Origin of the sequence: Paenibacillus koleovorans NBRC 103111, from assembly GCF_004000845.1 — a bacterium.
Lineage (GTDB): Bacteria > Bacillota > Bacilli > Paenibacillales > NBRC-103111 > Paenibacillus_AA > Paenibacillus_AA koleovorans.
This window is the reverse complement of the sequence record NZ_BIMA01000066.1, coordinates 16,949-37,827: the sequence shown is the minus strand read 5'-3', so window position 1 is coordinate 37,827 and position 20,879 is coordinate 16,949. Positions and strand designations below refer to the sequence as shown.

15 protein-coding genes are annotated in these 20,879 nt (G+C 50.3%); 5 read left to right on the top strand and 10 right to left on the bottom strand.

What is annotated here, in order from left to right; translation table 11 throughout:
- The first annotated feature begins 24 nt into the window (after positions 1-24).
- A complete protein-coding gene (locus tag PKO02S_RS20290; protein ID WP_127585671.1) occupies positions 25-969 on the top strand; it encodes a ketopantoate reductase family protein in 945 nt (314 codons plus the stop codon).
- A gap of 63 nt (positions 970-1,032) precedes the next feature.
- Here the strand turns inward: PKO02S_RS20290 and PKO02S_RS20285 are convergent, their stop codons facing one another.
- Entirely contained in the window at positions 1,033-1,554 is a 522-nt protein-coding gene (locus tag PKO02S_RS20285; RefSeq protein ID WP_127585670.1) for a MarR family transcriptional regulator, read from the bottom strand.
- Positions 1,555-1,711: 157 nt separating this feature from the next.
- On the opposite strand from PKO02S_RS20285, the gene PKO02S_RS20280 reads away from it, so the two are divergent.
- Positions 1,712-2,767, top strand: a complete 1,056-nt coding sequence (locus PKO02S_RS20280; RefSeq protein ID WP_307720033.1) for a nitroreductase family protein — start codon at positions 1,712-1,714, stop codon at positions 2,765-2,767.
- Between the two features lie 557 nt (positions 2,768-3,324).
- A complete protein-coding gene (locus PKO02S_RS20275) occupies positions 3,325-5,661 on the top strand; it encodes a glycoside hydrolase family 2 protein (RefSeq protein ID WP_164821575.1) in 2,337 nt (778 codons plus the stop codon).
- A 128-nt stretch (positions 5,662-5,789) separates the two neighbouring features.
- Here PKO02S_RS20275 and PKO02S_RS20270 read toward each other — a convergent pair whose 3' ends face one another.
- The 3 genes from PKO02S_RS20270 to PKO02S_RS20260 all read right to left on the bottom strand — a co-directional run bounded on the left by PKO02S_RS20270 (position 5,790) and on the right by PKO02S_RS20260 (position 11,663).
- Positions 5,790-6,662 carry an AraC family transcriptional regulator gene (locus PKO02S_RS20270; protein WP_164821574.1) on the bottom strand — a complete coding sequence of 291 codons (873 nt, stop codon included), beginning with the start codon at positions 6,660-6,662 and terminating at the stop codon, positions 5,790-5,792.
- Between the two features lie 254 nt (positions 6,663-6,916).
- On the bottom strand, positions 6,917-7,267 hold the full coding sequence (locus PKO02S_RS20265; RefSeq protein ID WP_127585666.1) for a hypothetical protein: 351 nt from the start codon (positions 7,265-7,267) through the stop codon (positions 6,917-6,919).
- Between the two features lie 202 nt (positions 7,268-7,469).
- On the bottom strand, positions 7,470-11,663 hold the full coding sequence (locus tag PKO02S_RS20260) for an S-layer homology domain-containing protein (protein ID WP_164821573.1): 4,194 nt from the start codon (positions 11,661-11,663) through the stop codon (positions 7,470-7,472).
- 239 nt (positions 11,664-11,902) lie between these two features.
- Here PKO02S_RS20260 and PKO02S_RS20255 point away from each other — a divergent pair, with 239 nt between their 5' ends.
- Both PKO02S_RS20255 and tnpA read left to right on the top strand, forming a co-directional pair.
- Positions 11,903-14,380 carry a LuxR C-terminal-related transcriptional regulator gene (locus PKO02S_RS20255; RefSeq protein ID WP_164821572.1) on the top strand — a complete coding sequence of 826 codons (2,478 nt, stop codon included), beginning with the start codon at positions 11,903-11,905 and terminating at the stop codon, positions 14,378-14,380.
- A gap of 431 nt (positions 14,381-14,811) precedes the next feature.
- On the top strand, positions 14,812-15,075 hold the full coding sequence (tnpA, locus tag PKO02S_RS20250) for an IS66 family insertion sequence element accessory protein TnpA (RefSeq protein WP_127585663.1): 264 nt from the start codon (positions 14,812-14,814) through the stop codon (positions 15,073-15,075).
- A gap of 69 nt (positions 15,076-15,144) precedes the next feature.
- Here tnpA and PKO02S_RS20245 read toward each other — a convergent pair whose 3' ends face one another.
- The 6 genes from PKO02S_RS20245 to PKO02S_RS20220 are packed head-to-tail and all read right to left on the bottom strand — an operon-like array spanning position 15,145 to position 20,714.
- Positions 15,145-15,789, bottom strand: coding sequence for an ATP-binding cassette domain-containing protein (locus PKO02S_RS20245; RefSeq protein WP_127585662.1), 645 nt, complete (start codon positions 15,787-15,789; stop codon positions 15,145-15,147).
- Positions 15,786-16,595, bottom strand: coding sequence for a hypothetical protein (locus tag PKO02S_RS20240; RefSeq protein WP_127585661.1), 810 nt, complete (start codon positions 16,593-16,595; stop codon positions 15,786-15,788). Before PKO02S_RS20240 ends, PKO02S_RS20245 begins: the two co-directional genes overlap by 4 nt.
- Entirely contained in the window at positions 16,588-17,184 is a 597-nt protein-coding gene (locus tag PKO02S_RS20235; protein ID WP_127585660.1) for an RNA polymerase sigma factor, read from the bottom strand. Before PKO02S_RS20235 ends, PKO02S_RS20240 begins: the two co-directional genes overlap by 8 nt.
- Before the next feature lie 34 nt (positions 17,185-17,218).
- Positions 17,219-17,878 carry a hypothetical protein gene (locus PKO02S_RS20230; RefSeq protein ID WP_127585659.1) on the bottom strand — a complete coding sequence of 220 codons (660 nt, stop codon included), beginning with the start codon at positions 17,876-17,878 and terminating at the stop codon, positions 17,219-17,221.
- Positions 17,879-17,905: 27 nt separating this feature from the next.
- The gene (locus PKO02S_RS20225; protein ID WP_127585658.1) at positions 17,906-19,840 is read right to left on the bottom strand and encodes a hypothetical protein; all 1,935 of its coding nucleotides are present in this window, start codon (positions 19,838-19,840) and stop codon (positions 17,906-17,908) included.
- Positions 19,833-20,714 carry an ABC transporter ATP-binding protein gene (locus PKO02S_RS20220; RefSeq protein WP_127585657.1) on the bottom strand — a complete coding sequence of 294 codons (882 nt, stop codon included), beginning with the start codon at positions 20,712-20,714 and terminating at the stop codon, positions 19,833-19,835. The genes PKO02S_RS20225 and PKO02S_RS20220 overlap by 8 nt, the downstream gene beginning before the upstream one ends.
- Positions 20,715-20,879 lie beyond the last annotated feature (165 nt).

The window sequence follows — 20,879 nt, the reverse complement described above, 5'->3', positions numbered from 1 at the left end:
AACATATATTTTTAGGAGGCTAATATGAGAATTTTATTCTTCGGTAGAGGTGTAATATCGACCCAATATGCTTGGGCTTTTGAAAAGGCAGGGCATACAGTTGAGTTTTACGTTAGAAAAGGGAGAAAAGAAACCTTCGGAAGCAACATAGAGCTTGAAATGTGGGACGCACGAAGAGGGAAACAGCTAATAAAAGAAAGCTGGAACGTCAAACTGCACGAGGAGCTGAGCCCAAATTATGATCTCATTATTGTGAGTGTCAACACGGAACAACTTCCAGAAGCAGCACAATTACTATCGACTGTTGCTGGAACCACCCCTGTCCTAATATTCAATAACGTTTGGCAAGATTTGAAATCATCGATCTCACCATTGTCTATGAACAATGTTGTCTTTGGATTCCCAGGAGGAGGAGGCGGCATCGCGGACAATAGGCTTAGAGGTGGCTTTTTGAAAATGCTATTTCTGGAAAAACCACGGGTAGGCACTGAACAAATTAACAACAAGGTCAAAGAACTATTTGAAAGTGCCCATTTTAAAATTAGTTGGGTAAAGGATATGCAAAACTGGCTATGGAATCACTTTGCCATGAATGCGGCTATGGAGACCGAGGTGTTAAAACTGGGAAGTTTTCCAGCACTCATGAATCATAGTGACTCATTCGCAAATGTTGGTAAGAATATGAGGGAAATTGTCCCTGTACTTAAAGCGAGAGGTGCAAAGATTGATACGATTTCTCTACTGTTGACTAAGATTCCACCTGCACTTCTCGGCACGCTTTTTAACAAGGTTATTTTTGCAAAGGGCAGCTTACCACGACTTTTCATGGAATACAACAATAGTAAAGCAGGTTTTGCGGTACTTGAAGTTATGAGAGAAGCAAAAAAGTTAGGCATACCTTTACCGCGTCTTACTGTGGCATTTGAAAACAATGAACAACACAAAGCTATTGAAAATTCCATATCATAGAAATCTGCAGGATTCTCTGTCATCCTGCGGATCATTTTGGCCTTAGATTCTATTATGCTTTCCTCAATGCCCTTGCTGTGCGGGCAATATTTCTTCCCCTTTTGCGATATTATCGTTATGTTGATTCATCATTTCAAAGAACTTCAGGACGGCCTGAAGCTCCGATTCCGAAAAGACATTCATTGCATCGATAAAACGGTTCTCGATGAAGACATGCATCATGGCATGAACCTCGAAGATCTGTCGGCCTTTGGGCGTCAGGCTGAAATAGACTTCTTTTTTGTTGTCGTTCATCTGGCTGCGTTTGATGAAGTCTTCCTCCAGCAGCTTGGTGCTGATCTTGGTAATGCTCGCCTTGGATAAATTCATTTTCTCCGCAATGGAAGTATTATTGATAGGCTCATTATGGCCGATGCAATCGATGGTATGGACGCTGGTTAGATTGGTCGGGAACGAACTCAGCCCTTTCAGCCGGGCGAAATCCGCGAATTCTTCGCTTTCCGTCGTGAAGATTTGTTCGGTCAAATGCGCAAAATGAAGAAATCGGCTGTACAGCAACCGTTTAAGTCCCTCGGACGAGTTCATACATTCGGTCTCCCCTTTTTGTTTATATGTAAACCAACATAGCACACTCCATCAAAACAATCAAACCGCATCATTCATCCAAACTTCCGATTGACAGCACCCCTCATTCGATTATATAGTTTACTCATTAACAAAATTAATTGTTAACTAGTTAACAATATCAGCGCAGGAGGGGATTCTTATTAATGCTTCCGCAACGATAAGAGAACGCAGAACGATTCGCAAATTCAAGTCCACGCCAGTCGCGCAAGAGCAGATTATTTCCTTGTTGAATGAAGCCGCCGGTTTGTATGAACCCGCGGGCACTCCACGCTGGCGCTGCATCTATTACGATTCCCTGGAATCGCGTCAACGGCTGGCCGGAAGCATGCTCGCCAAGATCAAGGAAAGTCGTTTCGGCAAGTTCATTCCCGACAGAATGACCGACTTTTTTAGCAAACAAGCCGCCGAGATTCCCGCTCAATTAGCTTTCATTACGGAATCCGCCAACACGCGGCGGCAGAGCGACGAGAATTACGCCGCGGTCTGCAGCATCATGCAGAATTTCCAACTGCTAGGCTGGGAGCAAGGGCTGGGCATGCTGTGGTATACGGACCCGCAAATCATGAGCGAGACTTTCTTCAAGGAAATCGGATTGCAGAACGGGGAGCGTTTTGCCGGAATTCTGAGTATCGGATACTTTGAGAAAGTGCCCAGAGCCCGGAAGAGAACGCCTGCGGAACAGAAATGGACGGTGATCGGCGGGGATGACCACCCGCACCCGCACATGAATGCGGACATTTTGCCGTATTCTCCGCAAACCATTCTGGGAATGTTGAATGCAGCTGTCTATGCGCCAAACGACGGGATGCGGGAACCGTGGCGTTTTGTCTATGTAACAGGAGGAGAAGCGGCCGGCAAACTTCGCAGTTTACAAGGGAACTCGTCCACGGAATTCCTGCTTGTCGTGGCCAAGGAAGAAGGCGATCTCCACAAGCAGGATGAGGATTACGCGGCCGTATGCAGTCTGATTCAGAACTTTCAATTGTTGACCAAGACCAACCACTGGCACGTTTACCGAACCATTCCGGAATGGACTTACAGTCGCGAAAAATGTACGCCATTTGGAATTCGGCCTCAGGAACGGATCGCCGCAGTACTGGAATTCGGGGCAGACATCCGCCGCTTAAGCTCCGCACACACGCCTCTGACGGTGAACGTCCTGCAACGTTAACTTTTTCGAAGGAATCTATAGTCGTAAGGGTCAAGGGGCTCTCGCCGCTTCATACGGGACTACTTCAAATGCCTATGACGCTTATCGTTGGATTTGTGATGCCGATCGCCGGCAACTGTTCGACAAGATCGGAGCGCGGCCACTAGCCATGGCCGGGATGACGCTTTATGCTGCTAGACTATTCATACTCTCTGGAATTCATTCGGGCTTCTCCAGGTTCTGCCCACGGTACCAGTCGAGCCAATTGAACCCACCGACTTTATTCGTCGAGCTTTCCGCCGAAGAGCAAGAAGAAATCGCCTGGCAGGATCAATTGATTTTCGAGTTGCGCGGTCGATTTTAACATCTTCGTCACTCCATCTGCAAGACAGAAATGGGTTACATAACAAAAAGAAGGCATTTTCTTATATCCGAAAGGGAAGCCGCATTTTCGCCGAATCGTAAGATAAGTCAAGTATTCCAATGAAAGGAGAAGTGCTCGCCGCGGCTGGGCAGCTACAATGGAGACAGTATTCAACAGGATTCAGACTGTCATCCTCAGGAGGAAGATGCGTGATATGAATACAATTAGTTTAAACGGCAAATGGCGATTGACCTACGGCCGACAGGCCGCCGCCCCCGACGCCCTGGTCGCTCACCCCGACGAACTGGCGGCTTCCGGCCTGCCGTCTGTTGAGGCGGAAGTGCCGGGCAACGTCGAGCTCGACCTCATCAAGGCTGGTCTGCTGCCGGAGCCGTTCCATGGCAACAATATCCTGCTCCTGCGCCCTTACGAGACGTATGAATGGTGGTACGAGACGTTGTTCCCGACACCCTCCGAGGCAACCGTCGGCGTACCCGCAGAGCTTCTCTTCCACGGAGTCGACTGCCTCGCGACCTATTGGATGAACGGCATCCTGATCGGCGAGAGCGACAACATGTTCATCGAGCACGCCTTTCGCGTTGAGGGCTTGCTGAAGCGCGACGGCTCGGCGAACGCGCTCGCCGTTCGGCTGCGCTCCCCGCTCCTCGCCGCGATGGAGCGGAATTACTCGCCCGGCATGCACGCGCTTCCTCATAACTGGGAGCAGCTTTGGATCCGAAAGGCGCCGCACGGCTTCGGCTGGGACATCATGCCCCGCGCCGTTTCGGCGGGCTTGTGGCGCTCCGTCCAACTGCGTGTACCCGGAAGGCACGAGATCAAGGACCTGTACTTCGCGACCATCGCGCTGGGGCAGAACGAGGCCAGCGCAACAGTCGCCGTTTTTTACGAAGTGGACACGTTGCCTGAATGGTATTACGACGGTCTTGAACTAGAGCTCGAGGGACGGTGCGGCGAAAGCGAATTCCGCGCGCGCAAAGCCGTCGTCTTCAAGGCCGGCAAGCTACGCGTCGAGGTAGACAAGCCTATGCTGTGGTGGCCTCACGGTTATGGCGAGCCGTACCTCTATGAGGTGACAGCTCGGCTCGTACGCGGAGGAATGATACTGGCCGAGCGGATGGACCGGATCGGCATCCGGACCGCCGAGCTTTCGCGCACCGAGGTCACGACAACGGAAGGCGGCGGGGAGTTCCTCATTCGGGTGAATGGCAAGCCGATTCTGTGCAAAGGCTCGAACTGGGTGCCGCTCGATGCCTTCCACAGCTGCGATGCCGCAAAGTACGAAGCCGCGCTGGAGCTATTCCTCGAAGCGGATTGCAATATCGTCCGCTGTTGGGGCGGCAATGTGTATGAGGACCACGCATTTTTCGACATGTGCGACCGGCTAGGGCTAATGGTGTGGCAGGATTTCGCGATGGCGTGCTCGCTTCATCCGCAGACGGAGGATTTCCGGCAGGCGATCGAGAAGGAGGCGACGGCGGTCGTCCGCAAGTTGCGCAATCACCCGTCGCTTATCCTCTGGTGTGGGGACAACGAGTGCGATGAAACGTCCGTATTCCAGGGGATGCTCCCGAGCGGCAACGCGATCACACGGCAGACCTTACCCACGGTCATACGCATGCAGGACCCTTATCGGACGTTTCTGCCCAGCTCCCCCTACATGTCACCGCAAGCAGGGCTAAACTTCGATCTGGCGCCGGAGCGTCATATCTGGGGGCCGCGCGACTACTACAAGAGCACATTTTACACGGACAACCCGTACCACTTCTCGAGCGAAGCCGGCTATCACGGTTGCCCGAACTTGTCGTCACTCTGCAAGTTCCTTGATCCGGAGAAGCTGTGGCCGTGGCAGGACAACGACCAATGGATCACTCACGCCGCGGACATGCTCGGTAAAGACGGCCATTACGCATACCGGATCAAGCTGATGGCCAACCAAATCCGCGAGCTGTTTGGCATCATCCCGGATCGTTTGCCCGAATTCATCCTCGCCTCGCAAATCTCCCAGGCCGAGGCAAAAAAATTTTTCGTCGAGTCGGTGCGGCTGCGCAAATGGCGCAGGACGGGAATCATCTGGTGGAACATGCTGGACGGCTGGCCACAATTCTCGGACGCGGTCGTCGATTATTACGGAGGCCGTAAACTGGCGTACGCCTACATTCGTCGCTCACAAGGCCAGACGTGCCTGATGCTCGACGAGCCGGAAAGCTGGCACGTGCGCGCCGTTCTTGGCAACGATTCGCTGCAGGAGCAGAGGGGGACTTACCGCGTGTGGGACGCCGACACGAACGAGACTCTTTTGACGGGGGAGTTCTGGGCGGTTCCAAACGAGAACGTGACGCTAGGCCGAATCCGCATCTCACATTCGGATAAGCGGCTGCTGCTTCTACAGTGGGAGATCGGAGGCGCCCGCTACGGCAACCATTATTTGCTCGGGTTCCCGGCTTTCAATCTGGAGGATTACAAGCGGTGGCTTCCGCTGATCGCGGAGGCCGGCGGAGGTGATTTCGATCCTGGGGCGGTAGGACAGTAGGGCGGCAGCGGTTGCGTATGCTGCAAAACTGCTCGTTTCTCACGGGATTCGGTCATCGGGAGCTCCGAAAAGAAAGAAAGATCGTCACCAAATCGACGATCTTCCTTTCCCGGACTCCCACGCCGTCGTCAATCCGCCGTTCCAGCCCGTTTGCGTGCGTCGTTCGGCGTCCGTCCGAAAAATCGCTTGAAGGCACGGTTAAAATAAGGCAGCGTACTAAAGCCGGCCATGTAGCCGACCTCCGTGATCGGCAGGTCCGAGCGTTGGAGCAGCTTGTCGGCGTATTGCAATCGAAGCTCTAGCACGTATTGTTGGAACGTTCGCCCGACATGGCGGTGGAACAAGTCGCTGAAATAGCTGGCCGACAGCCCAACATGATCGGCTGCCATCGACAGCGTAAGCGGGTCGCGATAGCGTAATTCGATATAGTGCAGCGCCTGGCGAACGGGTCCGGGAACCGCTGCAGCACGGCAGTACTCACTGGGAAGTACGGCGCCGGCGGCATCGGAAGCGGCCCGGAGCAGGCCGATGAGCAGCCGGGTCAGCGTGCCGCGAAGCAGATGCGTCCGACCGAGCCGCTCGCGGTTCTCTGCCTGCTCGCGCAGCAACGTCCGGCAGTCAGCTTCCGCCACTGCCCGCGCCTCTCCGGCCAGTGTGACTGCGAGCGGGACGGGACAACGGTACAGCCAGCCGCTCACTTCCTCGTCCAGGAAACTTTCGGCGAACTTGACGTTGATCAGCTCAATTCCCTCCTCCGGATCGGGATGTACTTCGTGGAAGTCCGTCGGTGCGACGACGAACAGGCTGCCTGGCGACAGTGTCATCTCCGTCCCGTTCAACAGATGCTTTCCCTTGCCGGAGACGATCATCTCCAGCTCGAAGAACTCGTGCCAATGAAGCACATAAGGCTGCATGCACTTGTATTCGAGCACGTTAAAGAAAGCCGTCTGCTGTAGATGCTCTTCCTTCGTGTACCGGTCGGCCCATCGCTTGAAATCCATGCGGAGACCTCCAGAATCTAAATTGAATTTTCGAGTCGTGCTCTCGTTCTCTCGGGCTTTCCTTTGCATATGAATTCGACATAAAAGCCGAGAAGCCCTTGTTTTTATGCGGTTTTTAGAGAATTTTTGAGCGTTCAGCAAGCCCTGATTCTGCTACCACCCATGGCTAGCTCTGTTGATTTATTGCCTTGCGACTTCACCTTTTGCATCACAGATGAGCGTATCTTCTTGTCATACACATCAGCCATAGTCGATCACTCCTCTTGCCTTCTACTTGCAGGAGGTATTAAGAGTGGATACTGACCCTCAATGACAGCGTGCATAACAACGTCAATTTCCCCAACCAAAGAAACATATTCTACCAACTTATTAATTAAGTTAAGCAAATCGATAACATCATCGCGTGAAAAGATACAATGAGTAAAGTCGTATGAATTAAATTTCATCCAGACATTTTTAATGATATTATAACCTGAAATATTGATGCGTTGAACATCAAGCGGACATGGAATCTCTATTTTTACTGTCCCATCAGAAAGAATCATAGTCTCGTTGGGGATCACTTGCATTTTAACGAATTGCGGTGCACCTTGCTTATTCAGCAAAACAACTATTAGTTCTTAGCACTCTTGCCGCTCTTTGCCCATCGGGCATCGCGAATCCATCGACTTTGATTGGTTCACTCCCAAATCCTTTTTTCCCGGACAAATTGAAAGCAGTTTATCCCCCCGTAGAAGATACACATCCCGCCCGAATAAAGTTATTCACTCAGGCGGGATTGAACTGCATATGACGATTTGAATTTAATCAGTCGATCATTCCAAGCTGGCGCAGCGTACGAATGAATACGACCGCCGCCTGTGCGCGTGTCGTTTCACCCTTGGGACTGAAAGTATCCTCACCTGTGCCTGTCATGATCCGAAACTTCACCATCAAGCGAACATCCTCCAGATAGGACGCGTCTACCTTTCCGATATCCTTGTAGCCGTCCAAGTTCACCATTTCCTTTGCGATCGGCGCCTCTTGAAGGACCATCACTGCGGCCAGCATACTCGCCATTTCCTCGCGGGTGAGCGGTTGATCAGGCATGAAGCGGTTGCCGCTCGCGAAACCTAACAATCCAAGCTCCTTCGCTGCTGCCACGGCTCCAAAATACCACGCGCCTGGATGGACATCGTCATAAGGCGCTGCACTACCGACATAGGCGGCACCCCGTCCCAAAGCCCGGACGAGCATGGCGGCAAACTCCGCTCGGCTCACGGCATTGTCAGGGTTATACCTTCCGCCGCCTCCCCCTTCCACAAGGCCTTTCGCCGCGGCCTGCTCGACCAACAACTGCGCCCAATGCTTTTGCACATCGGTGAAGCTCGTTGCATTTTCCGCCACAACGTACGCGCTATTGGAATCAGAGCGGATCATCACGTACCATACGCCGTCGGTCTGTACGCTCTTGGCGGGGACGAACTCCAATTTCTTCGCCGTTTCGTTATAGCGGAACGCGCCCCAATGCTCTGGCATGCTTGTTATAGGCTTCGGTAACGGAATAACCCTTGTCAGCATCTTGCTGAATTGATCTGCCGTTCCTATGGTTTGACCCGTCTTGGCGTTCAGGATATCGATGTGAAAATCGACCATTGCGCCCATCACTTTGCCGTTCGGCAAGCCGTTTGCAAACGCGGCTTGAAGCTCCTTGTCGCCGGACTTGTCGGTTAAGGTTATCTTGAAGCTGATCTCCTCGGCTTTGAGGTTGTTCTTCTCAACCCATTCCTTCAGCCCCGGTATCAGTGACGCCAAATTTACCGGGACTTGATAGCTCCCGTACGGGGTCTTGATTTCTATGAAAAAGGCAGCGTTTTTGCCTTCGAGGCTCGTCAAAATGCTCGCCGGTATGCTGACAATGGCTGCTCTGTCCTTGGGCATAACATCAAGGGTGACGGATGGCTTGGAAGTGTCGATGTCAGCCGGATCAAGCGACGTACCGTTGAGATCGATGACCGGCCTCGTCACGACAGGCGCTGAACTGTCATCACTGCGCGGGAACGTTGGCCGCGGAGCCTCCGCGTCTACCGTGACAGTGCGCGTAACCTCCGCGGCCGCATTTCCCGCCAGATCGGATACGTTATACCGCAAGGTGTACGTTCCAGGCGCGTTTGCATTCACCGCTCCGGTCACCGCTACCGGGCCTGCGACTCCTGAACCGCCGGTATCCGTTGCCGTCGCTCCTTCTTCTGTGTACGCACCGCCCGCCGTCATGTGCATGCTGGACGGGCCGGTGAGCGTAATAACCGGAGCCGTATTGTCCAGCCGGAAACGGTTCGACACGGTATTCACCGAATTGCCAGCCGTATCTTGCCCTTGAATATGCAAGTACCAATCTCCATCGGCACCGGCTTTCGTCTGCTCTGTCCCGTTCGTAAACGTCGTCCAGCCCGATGTCGGAGCCGCCGGATCTGTCGTCCATGCATATTGCAGCGTGGAGGCGACTATATGGCTGCCGCCGCTGTCGTTTACCGTTACGGAAGTTGAGGCCAAGTTCGCCCATGTCTCGCTGCCATTCACGCCGAAGCTGACAGAAGGCGCCGTCAGATCAATGTTTACCGCCAGCGGGGCGGTTAACGAATTGCCGGCCGTATCGGTCACCTGGAACAAGATCGTATGCGTTCCTTCCTGAGTGAACGGTATCGGCGTCCCATTCGCATAAGCCTGTCCCGAGCCTCCGTCCAACATATAAGTCAAGGCGGCGATTCCGCTTGCGCCTGCTTCCGCGTCGACGCTCACGGTGACGCTCCCGTTCGTCCAATCTCCACTCGTAAAGGCGCTATTGTCCGCTTTCGTCAGCGTGGGCGTCAGCCTTAACCCGCTCTTGCTGATCTTCACCGTGCGCTGTTCGACCGTTTCATTGCCCACCGAATCGACAGCCTTGAAAGACACGGAGTGGACGCTGTCATCTTGCAGCACGATAGGGGCCGTGTATCCCCTCCATGTCGCACCGCTGTCGAGCGAATACGTGATTGACATCACGCTGTTCGTATCCGATGCAACTGTGGATACGGTAACGTCCTGATTCGTCCAGGTGTTATCCGGATACGGATTCGTATCGGCTTTCGTCATCGTGATGTTGACCGAAGGTCCAATGTTATCCAGCAGGAAGGGATCCGACGCCATGTTCACCGAATTGCCTAAATTATCCTTGGCCTGAATGTGCAAATACCAATCCCCGTCTGCTCCGGCTTTCGTCAACGTATCTCCGCTTGTGAAAGCCGTCCAGCCGTTTGCGGGAACGGCGGCGGTTTGCGTCCACGCATATTGCAGCGAGGAAGCGTCGACTCCACCACCTGCATCGGTCACCGTTACCGTTGTCGACGCCGTCGGCGCCAGCGTCTCGCTGCCGTTCGTACTGAAGTCGATCGTCGGCGCGACATTGTCCAACCGGAATCGATTCGATGCTACGTTTGCCGTATTTCCCGTAAGATCCTGCACACGAATATGCAAGTACACATCTCCGCTGACTCCGCTCCTCGACAACGTACCTCCGTTAGCAAATAAAGTCCACACCGCACCCGGACCCGGTGTCGCCGAATCAGTTGACCAAACATACTGAAGTGTCGAGGCGTCTACGCCGCCGCCACTGTCGTTGATCGTCACAGTTGTCAATGCCGCTTGCGTCCATGCTTCGTTGTTGTTTGTAAAGTGAACCGTTGGTGGAGCTGCAGCGCTGGCATTCACCGTGAAGGCCAAAGTGGTGCCGACCGCCGTCCGATGACTGTCCGTTGCCATTACCGTTAAGGTGTAGTCGCCATTGGCGTAACCAGACAGCGAGAAGCGGCGGTTGATCGGCCGCATGGCATCGCTGTCCATAGTCGCATATGTAGCATTCGTGACCGTGGCGCCTGTGCTGTCGCGAATGATGTATTGGACGTCGATCGGTTCCGTTGCCGATTCGTGATAGACGCTGCCCGTCACCGACACGGCGTCCTGACCTGGCTTGAGGCTGTATGTCGTCACAGCCAACGGATCGACGCCGATTCCCATGCCGAACGCTCGCAAATATGGATATGTCATACCCTCGATAATGCCCCACACTGACGAATTCCAGCCGAAGGTATTAGCGTTTTTCATTTGTTCCGATGTAACCCCCGTTCCTAATACGCTACCTGCTTGGCCGGTCGTGTCCAAGTTCCAGTACGAGTTTGCGGAGGAGCCGCCGGAAACGTTGTCGCCGGTTAAACCGCCAACGGGACTATTCCCGTTCACACTGCCCGCAGCGTAGGAACTCTCAATTCTAGCGGTAGCATTTACGTTATATCCGACTAGCCCCCCAATCTCAATATTGCCATTGACCCAGCCTGCTGCATAGGCATTCCGGATCGTGCCGGCGTTCGTGCCTACCAAGCCGCCAATTCTGGTCCAACCGCTAACATCCACGACCGCATACGAATTCTCGATTATACCAGAAGCGAGAACCCCTACCAAACCTCCCGCACTAGAAGCAGCCACTCGAATCGTACCAGTTACAGAGGATCTCTCGATCGTACCGTTTACCTGATTGCCCACAAGCCCTCCAACAAATATGTTGCCGACTACCTGAATATCCCGCAGGCGAATATCGCTCAATTTGGCGGCGCCGTCTATTTTTCCAAACAGCCCGACAAACATCATCGTTGGCCGATCCATCTTCAAGTTGCTGATCGTATAGCCGTTTCCGTCCAAACTGCCGGTAAACGGATTTGCTGTTGTGTCGTTTACAGCGCCGATCGGCAGCCATCCCCCGGTATCCGGGCCGGCGCCGTCAAAATCATAGCCGGACAGATCGATATTCGCCCCCAGCCTGTAATGAGCTGTCAAATCATTGCGAATATCGGACAGGTCAACCTCATCCATAATGATATGGGGGTCTGAGAGGGTCCCGCTTGTCGCATATGCCTCCTGAGTCCATACGGACACCGCAAACAATTGGATTATTATCGTGAATACGAGTAATTGCTTCAATAACTTATTCATCTTCCGAAGTTCCTCCCTTTGTATTGCGACGGTTTCCATTAAAGTGTATCTGGTAAACTTTGGTCAAACAATACTCCTTTGGGGGTATTTTTGCTATTATGAATATACCCCTTATAGAAAAAAGGAAGGTAATGATGTCATCTCCACATACTTTTGGAAATGTCTCCTTGTTCCGTTCTAAATTAAATCCGCCGAAGCCCATTCCCCAAACGTTCATTCGGGAACGGTTGTTTCCCAGATTGAACGCGGCTTGGCATCGAACATTGACCGTCATTACCGCGCCTGCCGGTTATGGGAAGACCGCCCTCCTGAGGTGTTGGGCAGACAGACAGCCTCAGCCGATCGGCTGGCTGAGGCTTGATTCGGGGGACGACGAGCTACGACGCTTTCTGTTCTATTTCCTGCATCGGTTGCCCATTCCGTCTGATGAGGAACTGCGAAAATGGTCTGAGCGGATATGCGAATCGGATGCCGAAAGCTTGTCGTTACAGCTCGAATCGCTGGCGGCTGAGTGGGTGGCTTTGCTGGAACGGGTCGAAAAGCCGCAAATGCTGATCCTCGACAGTTTTGAGTCGATCCGGAACCCGGACATTGTTCGCTTTCTCGCGATATTCTTCCGATATAGTCCACCACACTTGCACGCCATCGTGTCAGGCAGGCAAATCGCCGACATCGGCTTCCCGATGTATGAAGACGGCGAAGGAGGTTCCTTCGTCGCGGAAGACCTGGTTTTAACGGATCACGAGCTGTACCTTTATATACTGAAGAGGACTTCCATCCGTTTGTCGAAGTCGGAGATCGGGGAGTTCAAGCAGCGCACGCAAGGCTGGTTCGTCGGTGTAAACGCCTATGTACCGCTCATTCGCACACAAGGCTACAAATACGGCGAACCCGAATATCACAGCCGAGCCGAGCATGATATCGCTACTTTTTTTCGCAGCTTGATTCACGCCGAGAATCGTCCCGAATTGTTACTGGCACTAATGAATGTATCTGCTGCAGGGCAACTCGGCGAAGGGCTGGCCAGGCAATTAATGGAGGATGTGTCGCCCAGAATAACGCTCGCGGTATTGTCGAGAGAAGGGTGGTTCCTGTTTCCGGTACACCATCAACCGGGGTATTTCGTCTTTCATCCAATGTTCACCGCTTTTTTGCAAAGGGAATTGCGGGACTCGTCCGAGGAAGCGTATTCGGCGATGAAGTGGAAGTGCGCTCTTCACGCGGAGGAATCCAAAGAATATATTCAGGCGGTGGAGCACGCGCTGGATGCAGGGTTTCGAGATCAAGCCGCCGAACTGGTGCTCAGGTACGCACCAGAGTTGATGAGGATAAGCCATCTAAAGCAACTGCTGGAGCGATTCACGAAAGCAGAATTGACTATGTACCCCGAACTTGCCGTGATGCTCGCCAATTCACTTATACACGCACGCCAAATCCATGTAGCGGAGCAAGTGTTGGGCTTGTTGAATGCCGTTGTGGCGGACAAACCGCAAGCGATACTTGCTTCGACGAATGAGCCGCTGAACGGCTATTTGGCCGCGCTTCATTCCATGATCCATTTTTCCAGAAGTGAGACGGAGCTTGGGTTGTTGTTCACGCAGCAAGCGGCGGAACTACTCGGCGGTCCCGGTCAGCTGCATCGCCATTCGCTTTATTTTCAACCCTATACCGCTTCGCTGCTCCGGGGAAAGTACGGGCACTATGGCGTGCTGAAATCTGCTATTGCCACCTGCGAATTTTGCATGCCTCGGTGGGGGCAGAAAGATACAGCGTACGCCGTGATGTTGATTTGTATGGGAGAATGCCTCTACGAAGAGGAAAGGCTGGATGAATCGGAGCCGTATTTGTGGGAGGGTCTGAAACTTAGCGTGGATTTGGACAATTCGGGTTTGTTCGTTCCCGCTTATGTAGCGTGGGCTCAGTTGAAATATGGCAAGGGCGAGAAGGAAGCGGCATGGGCAACACTGCGGCAAGCGCGGAATCAATTGATTCACCGCAATCTTGAAGCACAACTTGCCGTTGTCGATGCATGTGAATCGAAGCTGAGAATGAAGGAGCAAGATATCCGGTACGTCAGGAAGTGGATGCGAACAACCGCCGTCCTGTCGCTCTTCACCATTCCTCAGGAACGGATGTTTGAAGCTTTTGTCTTACTGAGAGCTTACATATTTATAGGGAAGACCTCTGAAGCATTAACGTTTGGGGAAAGCCTTCTGCAAGCTGCTTTAACGGTAAACCACCCCAGGGACTTGATCGAATCCCATCTGTTATTGGCGCAAATTTACCGCAAACAGGGGAAAGTCGACAAAGCGGTAGAGAAGATGCTGCACGCAGTATCGGAAGCTCATGCGCAGGGATACATTCACATGATCATGGATGAAGGGGCGGCTCTAACTGATTTACTGACTGCTTGCCGCAAGCGCTCTCGGCTTCTGGGCAACTCGGGGCTGGACGAGTTTGTTACCATTCTGCTCAAAGCGATGCCGAAAGAGGGGAAAACGAATGTTGCAAACCTCTCTCCCACCGCTATGCTTACTCGACAAGAACAACGAATATTCCAATTGCTAATCGAAGGTGCATCCAATCGTACGATTGCGGATGTGCTGGCCATCACCATGGAAACCGCAAAAAGGCATTGCAGACATGTGTACCATAAGCTGGGCGTTGCGAATCGAAAGCAGGTTGTACAGCAATTTTCTAAGAAGACTTTAGGCTGATGTTGGTCGCTACTACGAGCATAATGAATCCGCTCGGCCGCTTCATCGTCTCCGACAATAACGGTAGATTCAGACGCCATGCACCTCCATTAGGTAGGGGATATCGATATCCTAATTAACGAAGAAAGAGGCTGACCCATAAGGATCAACCTCTATCCTTCGTTATGGAGCCTGGGGGATCGAACCCCTGACCTCATCGCTGCCAGTGGAGCGCTCTCCCGCGTGAGGCGAGTTCACTACCATAATCTTCGATTCGGAAGTATTTTTTAGGTAAAAGTAAACAACTTTTTTGATATAATGTAGATAAACTGAGTATTTCGGTGCCCGAGTGCAATTGAGTTAATGAGTAAGCGTCAAATGCAGCACACCTAGTCTGTAGCGAACGGACATGAGAAACTGAGCGTATCAACGAGCAGGAGGTACGCTGACGCATGAACGGAAGTGATCAAACCGAGAAGTGGCAGTTATGGCAGGAACGAATAAGCGAATATCGCGCGAGCGGGTTGACGATGCGGGCTTGGTGCGCAGCCCGGCAACTTTCGTACTATCAACTGAAGTACTGGCTGCGCAAACAATCGGGCGGCAAGCGAGTCTCTACGGCAACAACATGGGTAGCGGTAAATCCTGCGCCGGCTCACGCACCTGAAGCATCGCCCCTGAAACATTCAACATTAAATAGAACAAAACCACAATAATTATTGCCTGGGGGTTCGCAGGATTTAAGCTCCACCAAACGCCGCAACAAATGACCAAACGCGACTTGTTTAGGCACTATGAATATTCGTGATTATACCCTCTTTCATGGTAATGATTCGATCATAATAGTCTCCCATCTCTTCAACAAGATGATTGGAGACGAGTATGATGGACTGTTTAGCCAAGACGGATAACAATTCCAGCAAATTTTTTCTTTGTCGAATATCCAGATTATTAAAGGGTTCATCATAAAACAAAAACTGTGGATTTCCAATCAAGCTCTGTGCAATCATGGCTAAACGTTGTTGACCTACAGAAATCTCTCCCAGCTTTTGATTCAACAGCGACCGTATGTCCAGAAAATCCTGAAGATAATCAATTGTATTGCTTACGTCTTTGAATCCTCGAAATTTAAGGCCGGCGATATATGAAAGATATTCCCGTACAGTAAAGCGATCATAAATAGAGATCTCCTGAGGAACATAGCCGCTATGTTTTCTGGTTTGAAAAGAGGAAATATAGCCGCCATCCAGTTCATACTTGATACTCCCCGAATACAAGGGAATACAGTGAACCAACAGTTGAATGACAGCGCTCTTTCCCGATCCATTAGGACCGACCAAACCGTTCAACCCCGGGTATAAAGTCAGGCTTACCGGACCAATGGATTGTTCCAAAGTTTTCGTAGCAGCGGACTGCATTATTATTTTCATGGTGCGGCCATCCTTGCATCGGCAGTCATTTTTTGAATCCGATACATCAGTAACAGGAGAAGGACAAGAATAAACGCCGCGCCGATCAGCTTACTCTCCAACCAGTCCGGACTTGATATATCGCTGAACCAAAACAACAAACCCAACCGCTCGTTTAAGAGAAGTTGTACGAGCCAGATTACAGTTGATCCTAACAGCCCGGCAAAAACACCAAAGTAGAACAGGAACAAGCAAGCCGCCAAACCAAAGATGCCCAAAGGGATTATCCAACTGAACAGATAGGCTCCAACATCCCCATAATAAGCAGGGAGAAACAAGGGGATCAGAATACCCAAAGTAAAGCAATACGCGGCGATTATCGTCAGCCTGCTAAAAATCATTACGAATGGGTTGGCTGGCAGCGACATCTCCAATTGAAACATAGGCGTGCCATACGAACGAAAGCCCAAACATACGCTTACTGAAGCCAATAAAGCTGCTGTAGCCGGAATCGGATGAAATGGAATATGATCTCTCATTGTAAGTTCAATTACAAAGCCAAGGCTGAATAAAACGAAAGTTAACAGCCAGTATTTGAAACCAAATACCCGCATATGGGCTTGAAAAAGATATTTAAGTGCTTGAAGTCTCTCCTGCAGTTTATCGGTTGAACGTTCGTCTCCGGGTTGATATTGTTGCAAGAGGCTTGCGGCAAATAAAGCCGTATCTTCGACGGCAGGTTTGTCTATGGTATACCGATCCAAGATTTTTTTTAATTCTTGCTCCTCCCCAACATCCGTTTCCGTCAGCTCTGCCCATTTATCCATCTTTCCCTTTCCTCCTTTCAACTCTTTGGTCCTTTTGATTCGTATCCCGTTCCATATTATGGTTGTGTAAAAGAACATTCAAAGATCGAATAGCCTCGTATAGCCGTGACTTTACTGTGCTCAAAGGAATATCCAAAATTTCCGAGATTTCATCCAATTTCAGCTCTTGGTAAAAACGGAGAATGACGATCTCTTTGCGAATTGGCGAGAGTTGATTCAAGGCTTGGATAACAATCGCACGTTCTTCTTGCTTCTCATAGATATGCGACACATTATCCTTGGCCGGAATGGTGCTCAGCTTCGATTCTTCGCAAGCTTGCTCGCTGGATGAGACTTTGCGCCAATGGTCACGGCAAAGATTCGTCGCGATTTTATAAATCCACGGCCGAAAGCATTGAGGATACCGTCCTGACCGCGCGGATGTCATGACCCTTATAAAGCATTCTTGCGTTAAATCCTCGGCTACTCCTTTGAACTGCATCATTCGATGGATATAAGTTTGAATAGCTGCATGATAGCGATAGGTCAGTGTCTCCAAAGCGGAAATATGACCATTGCCAAATTGAAGCAAAAGCTCTTCGTCCGTCATGCTCCTCCTCCTTCCCCAATTACTTGGTGTCGCATCATGCTCGACCTGAATAAAAATGCCGTCGGCAAAAGAGCATGAGAGCAAGAATAATCGCTACAAAACCGGAAAGCATGAATAAAGTACGATTAGAAATAAAATTAGGATCCGAAGAAACGTTGCTTGAAAACAAGGAAAACTTTTTTGTTATTGCCCCATTGGTCAGGGATTCGACTACCCAGTAAAATAAGGCGGCTCCAAGCCCGGCTACATAGGACCTGCCGATCAAACTGATCAAAAGGGCTAGATGGCCCAGCCACAAGGCCGGGGGAAGTACATGAATCGAAAAAGACAGCAGAGGCAATGGAATCACCCACAAGTGAATAACTAAAATACTACCCAAAAAAAGTATACCGACCATACAAAGTCCTAACAACCATCTCACAACAAAAAATAGGGAGCTGCGATAGGGAAGAGACATAAACCATCCGCTTGTTTCCTTGCCGATCTCCACGGCGAATAACGGCGACATCAAGAAAACGACAACAAGCGGGAACGTATATTCATAAATGATTTGAACATGGATCAGTTGAATAGACGTTACGAAATGCCAAGGCTGTAGAATGACAATTGCGAAAACCTGGCATAGAACCAAGCAAATTGAGGCGATTGTTAAGGATGACCAGAAGATCTTTACTTCCAAAATGGTCCTGTTCATGAAGTCCTCCCACTACCGCTTCTTCATTTAACCTGAAAGTTGTTCATACAGGGTTTTTAGGAGATGCAGATTCTGTTGTTCATTATTGGCTTGTATCTGATGGATAAGCGTTTCCTCACCCAGTTCTACCGGCAATGGTTTATCCGCTTGTTTTAAGAGATACGCGGACAGCGCGACTATGAAGCGTTGTCGACTTTGAGGTTTGATTGTCTGATCAAGCACCCCATAGGTATCGATCCAGAATGAAATGACCTTTTGAGCGACTTCGCTATCTTCATATAATCCATCAAGCAAGTAGGAGGGCGCTTCAATAAAGCCTTCACCGGTCATCTTAATGTCGCGCGATGAATTTTGAATCCAGTCGACGGGAATAACGGTATCCAGCTTGTTGGCTTTACCTTGCGGAAGCAATTGCAGCACCAAATTTTTCCCGGCTTGAAAAAATGCTGTGATCTCATGCGCATACTCTGGATTGATCAGTTCATTTGCGATCACTTTCGTACTCGTCTTTTCCGACTCTACGACCGTTTCCCTTAATAATCCTCCCCATAAATTAAACCCGGAATCGGTTGAATTGACGGATTCAAATTCGATGGTCTGGACATGATTAGCCTGTCTGCGCTCTATAGTACGATAGTTGCTATAGAGACGTAACGTATCCGGATAGTGGATGGTCACCCGCTTGGGCACTCCCTCAACCGATAAAGGTAACGGAAACCACTCTTGACTCATCGGCAAATTAACGTTCCGCCGATTTGCAAAATGGATGGGGGTCATTGTACTGCTGTTCGTCATTCTATAAACGGCCGGATTTCCTTCATAAACGATCATTAGAGCTGAGGGAGCTTTATTATTCAAATCCAATCGAAGTTCCTTTCCGCTTCTAGTAAAAGGAACCGGACTTTCGTCAGCCAGAACTTCAGTAACGGTATAAGCTTCACTAAGCTTGAAATGAAGAGAAGCCACTGTATTTTCTTCTGCAAACTGAATGCCGGCCCGAACAAGCAAATTACCATTCAACAAAGGCTTCAGATCCAAATCGTAAATCAAGGATGGGATTGCATTTCGCTCTTTCATTTCCTGTTTCTGATTAGGGCTGACAAAGCGTTCCATAACTATTCCGTCAGCCACCTGAGCTTTCTTCAGCCACATATGACCTGTCATGAAACCAACTGCAAGAATGCATAGTGCCAGCAACGCCGTTCGTTGGGCGCGGTTGCCCGGTTCGCGTCTTGCCCGCGCTTTCGTACGTACCCTGAACAGAAGGAGCGCACATGCAACAAACAGATAAAAACCGCGGTGCATCCAGAAAGAAAGCTCCCTTGAAAATCCGAACATGTCATTAAAATAGCCCATCGACTTATAATCAAAGAGCAGGAAATTCGGAATCAACCGTGCAGACAAGGGTAAATGTGGAGTCAGCAATAACAGGCTGCCATAAATATGTAGAAAAAATAGCAGGAAACCGAGAAAATATCCGATTCTATTATTAAGCAGTCCACCCAGGAACCACCCTAATGCCAGGCCATAAAACATCGGGATAAGTGAAGATAACAAGAACCATCCAGGGTATAAACTGGCATCGGGATATAGCATGGCCCTTTTCCAAAGGTAGATGCCTACCGGAATACATGTGAACATTGTAAACGGAATCAGGAGGACAGCGATTTGGGCCGACCATCTTTTGATGGAATGGTAGGGGATGCTTGCCATGAGCTGCGCTTCGCTTGCCGTTCGATGATTCCTGGCACCATAAACACCTGTCAGAACAGCCAATATTGCGATAGCACCCAGATACATAAACTCAAATTGCTGCAAATAATAGCCGTCATGAGCCGTCCAACGGTTGACTGAATGCACGAGCCAAGCATGAGAGCCCCCAACAAACAATAATATCCAAAAGTAAGCACCTCGCGTTAGTTGCTTCCACTCCGTACTGAAATGCCCCAGCCATTCATTCACAAGTCTCACCTCTGGTAAAGTATAAATAGGCATCCTCAAGATTTGGCGTAGCCGGCTGTGCTCCGGGATACGGGCATCGATCCGCAATCATCCGTACTTCGAAATCGCCAGAAACCATTTTCCGACGGCTAACAAAACAAGTTCGATTCCCGCTCCACTGATAGTCGCTCTCGGGGACTATAGCTGTCCAAACTCGATTTTCCACCTTGGAAAGAAGGTTTTTCATTGATCCATAGAAGACTATTTTTCCGCGATCCAATATAGCAAGGGACTGACAACTGGCTTCAATATCGGCTACGATATGAGTGGATAAAAGAACAGTCCGATCTTTCCCTAAATCCTCCAACAATTCACGAAACCGTATCCGTTCTTCAGGATCCAGACCAGCCGTAGGTTCGTCAACAATAATGATTGTTGGATTGCCAAGAAGAGACTGTGCAATACCGATTCGTTGCTTCATTCCTCCCGAGTAAGTTTTCAATCTTTGTTTGGCTTGTCTTTGTAAATTCACTTTTTCCAGAAGGCTGCTGACCGCCGCGCGGCGATCCTTCGTCGATTTTATCCCTTTCAAAAGAGCGACATAATGAAGAAATTCCTCACCGGTCAATTTATCGAAAAACCGTGAAGTTTGGGGCAGGTACCCTAAGCACTGCCGAATTTGATGATCGTCTCTACCCAGCAGGTAGGGACCTATCTGAACTTTTCCGTGTGACGGTGGAATAATCGTTGCCAAGATTTGCATCAGTGTGCTTTTTCCTGCCCCATTTGGCCCCAGTAATCCAAACATGCCGACACCTATCTTTAAATTCACTTCACTTAAGGCTTGTTTCTCCCCACTGTAGACTTTGCTTAATGCGTCGATTTGAACGTTCACGCTTCCACCACCTGAATTTTCTTTGTTACTGACTACGACGTCCATAACAAAAAAAAGTTTGGTCCTTTTTTTACATTAACACCATTTTGCAACTTAATTAATCGATTATAATTTCCTCCCGCAAATATCCGATATATGATTGAAAGAGAATCAACGAGGGGGAAC

Coding starts and splice junctions, on each gene's coding strand:
- PKO02S_RS20290 (WP_127585671.1), top strand. CDS start 25: ATGAGAATTTTATTCTTCGGTAGAGGTGTAATATCGACCCAATATGCT.
- PKO02S_RS20285 (WP_127585670.1), bottom strand. CDS start 1,554: ATGAACTCGTCCGAGGGACTTAAACGGTTGCTGTACAGCCGATTTCTT.
- PKO02S_RS20275 (WP_164821575.1), top strand. CDS start 3,325: ATGAATACAATTAGTTTAAACGGCAAATGGCGATTGACCTACGGCCGA.
- PKO02S_RS20270 (WP_164821574.1), bottom strand. CDS start 6,662: ATGGATTTCAAGCGATGGGCCGACCGGTACACGAAGGAAGAGCATCTA.
- PKO02S_RS20260 (WP_164821573.1), bottom strand. CDS start 11,663: ATGAATAAGTTATTGAAGCAATTACTCGTATTCACGATAATAATCCAA.
- tnpA (WP_127585663.1), top strand. CDS start 14,812: ATGAACGGAAGTGATCAAACCGAGAAGTGGCAGTTATGGCAGGAACGA.
- PKO02S_RS20245 (WP_127585662.1), bottom strand. CDS start 15,789: ATGAAAATAATAATGCAGTCCGCTGCTACGAAAACTTTGGAACAATCC.
- PKO02S_RS20240 (WP_127585661.1), bottom strand. CDS start 16,595: ATGGATAAATGGGCAGAGCTGACGGAAACGGATGTTGGGGAGGAGCAA.
- PKO02S_RS20235 (WP_127585660.1), bottom strand. CDS start 17,184: ATGACGGACGAAGAGCTTTTGCTTCAATTTGGCAATGGTCATATTTCC.
- PKO02S_RS20230 (WP_127585659.1), bottom strand. CDS start 17,878: ATGAACAGGACCATTTTGGAAGTAAAGATCTTCTGGTCATCCTTAACA.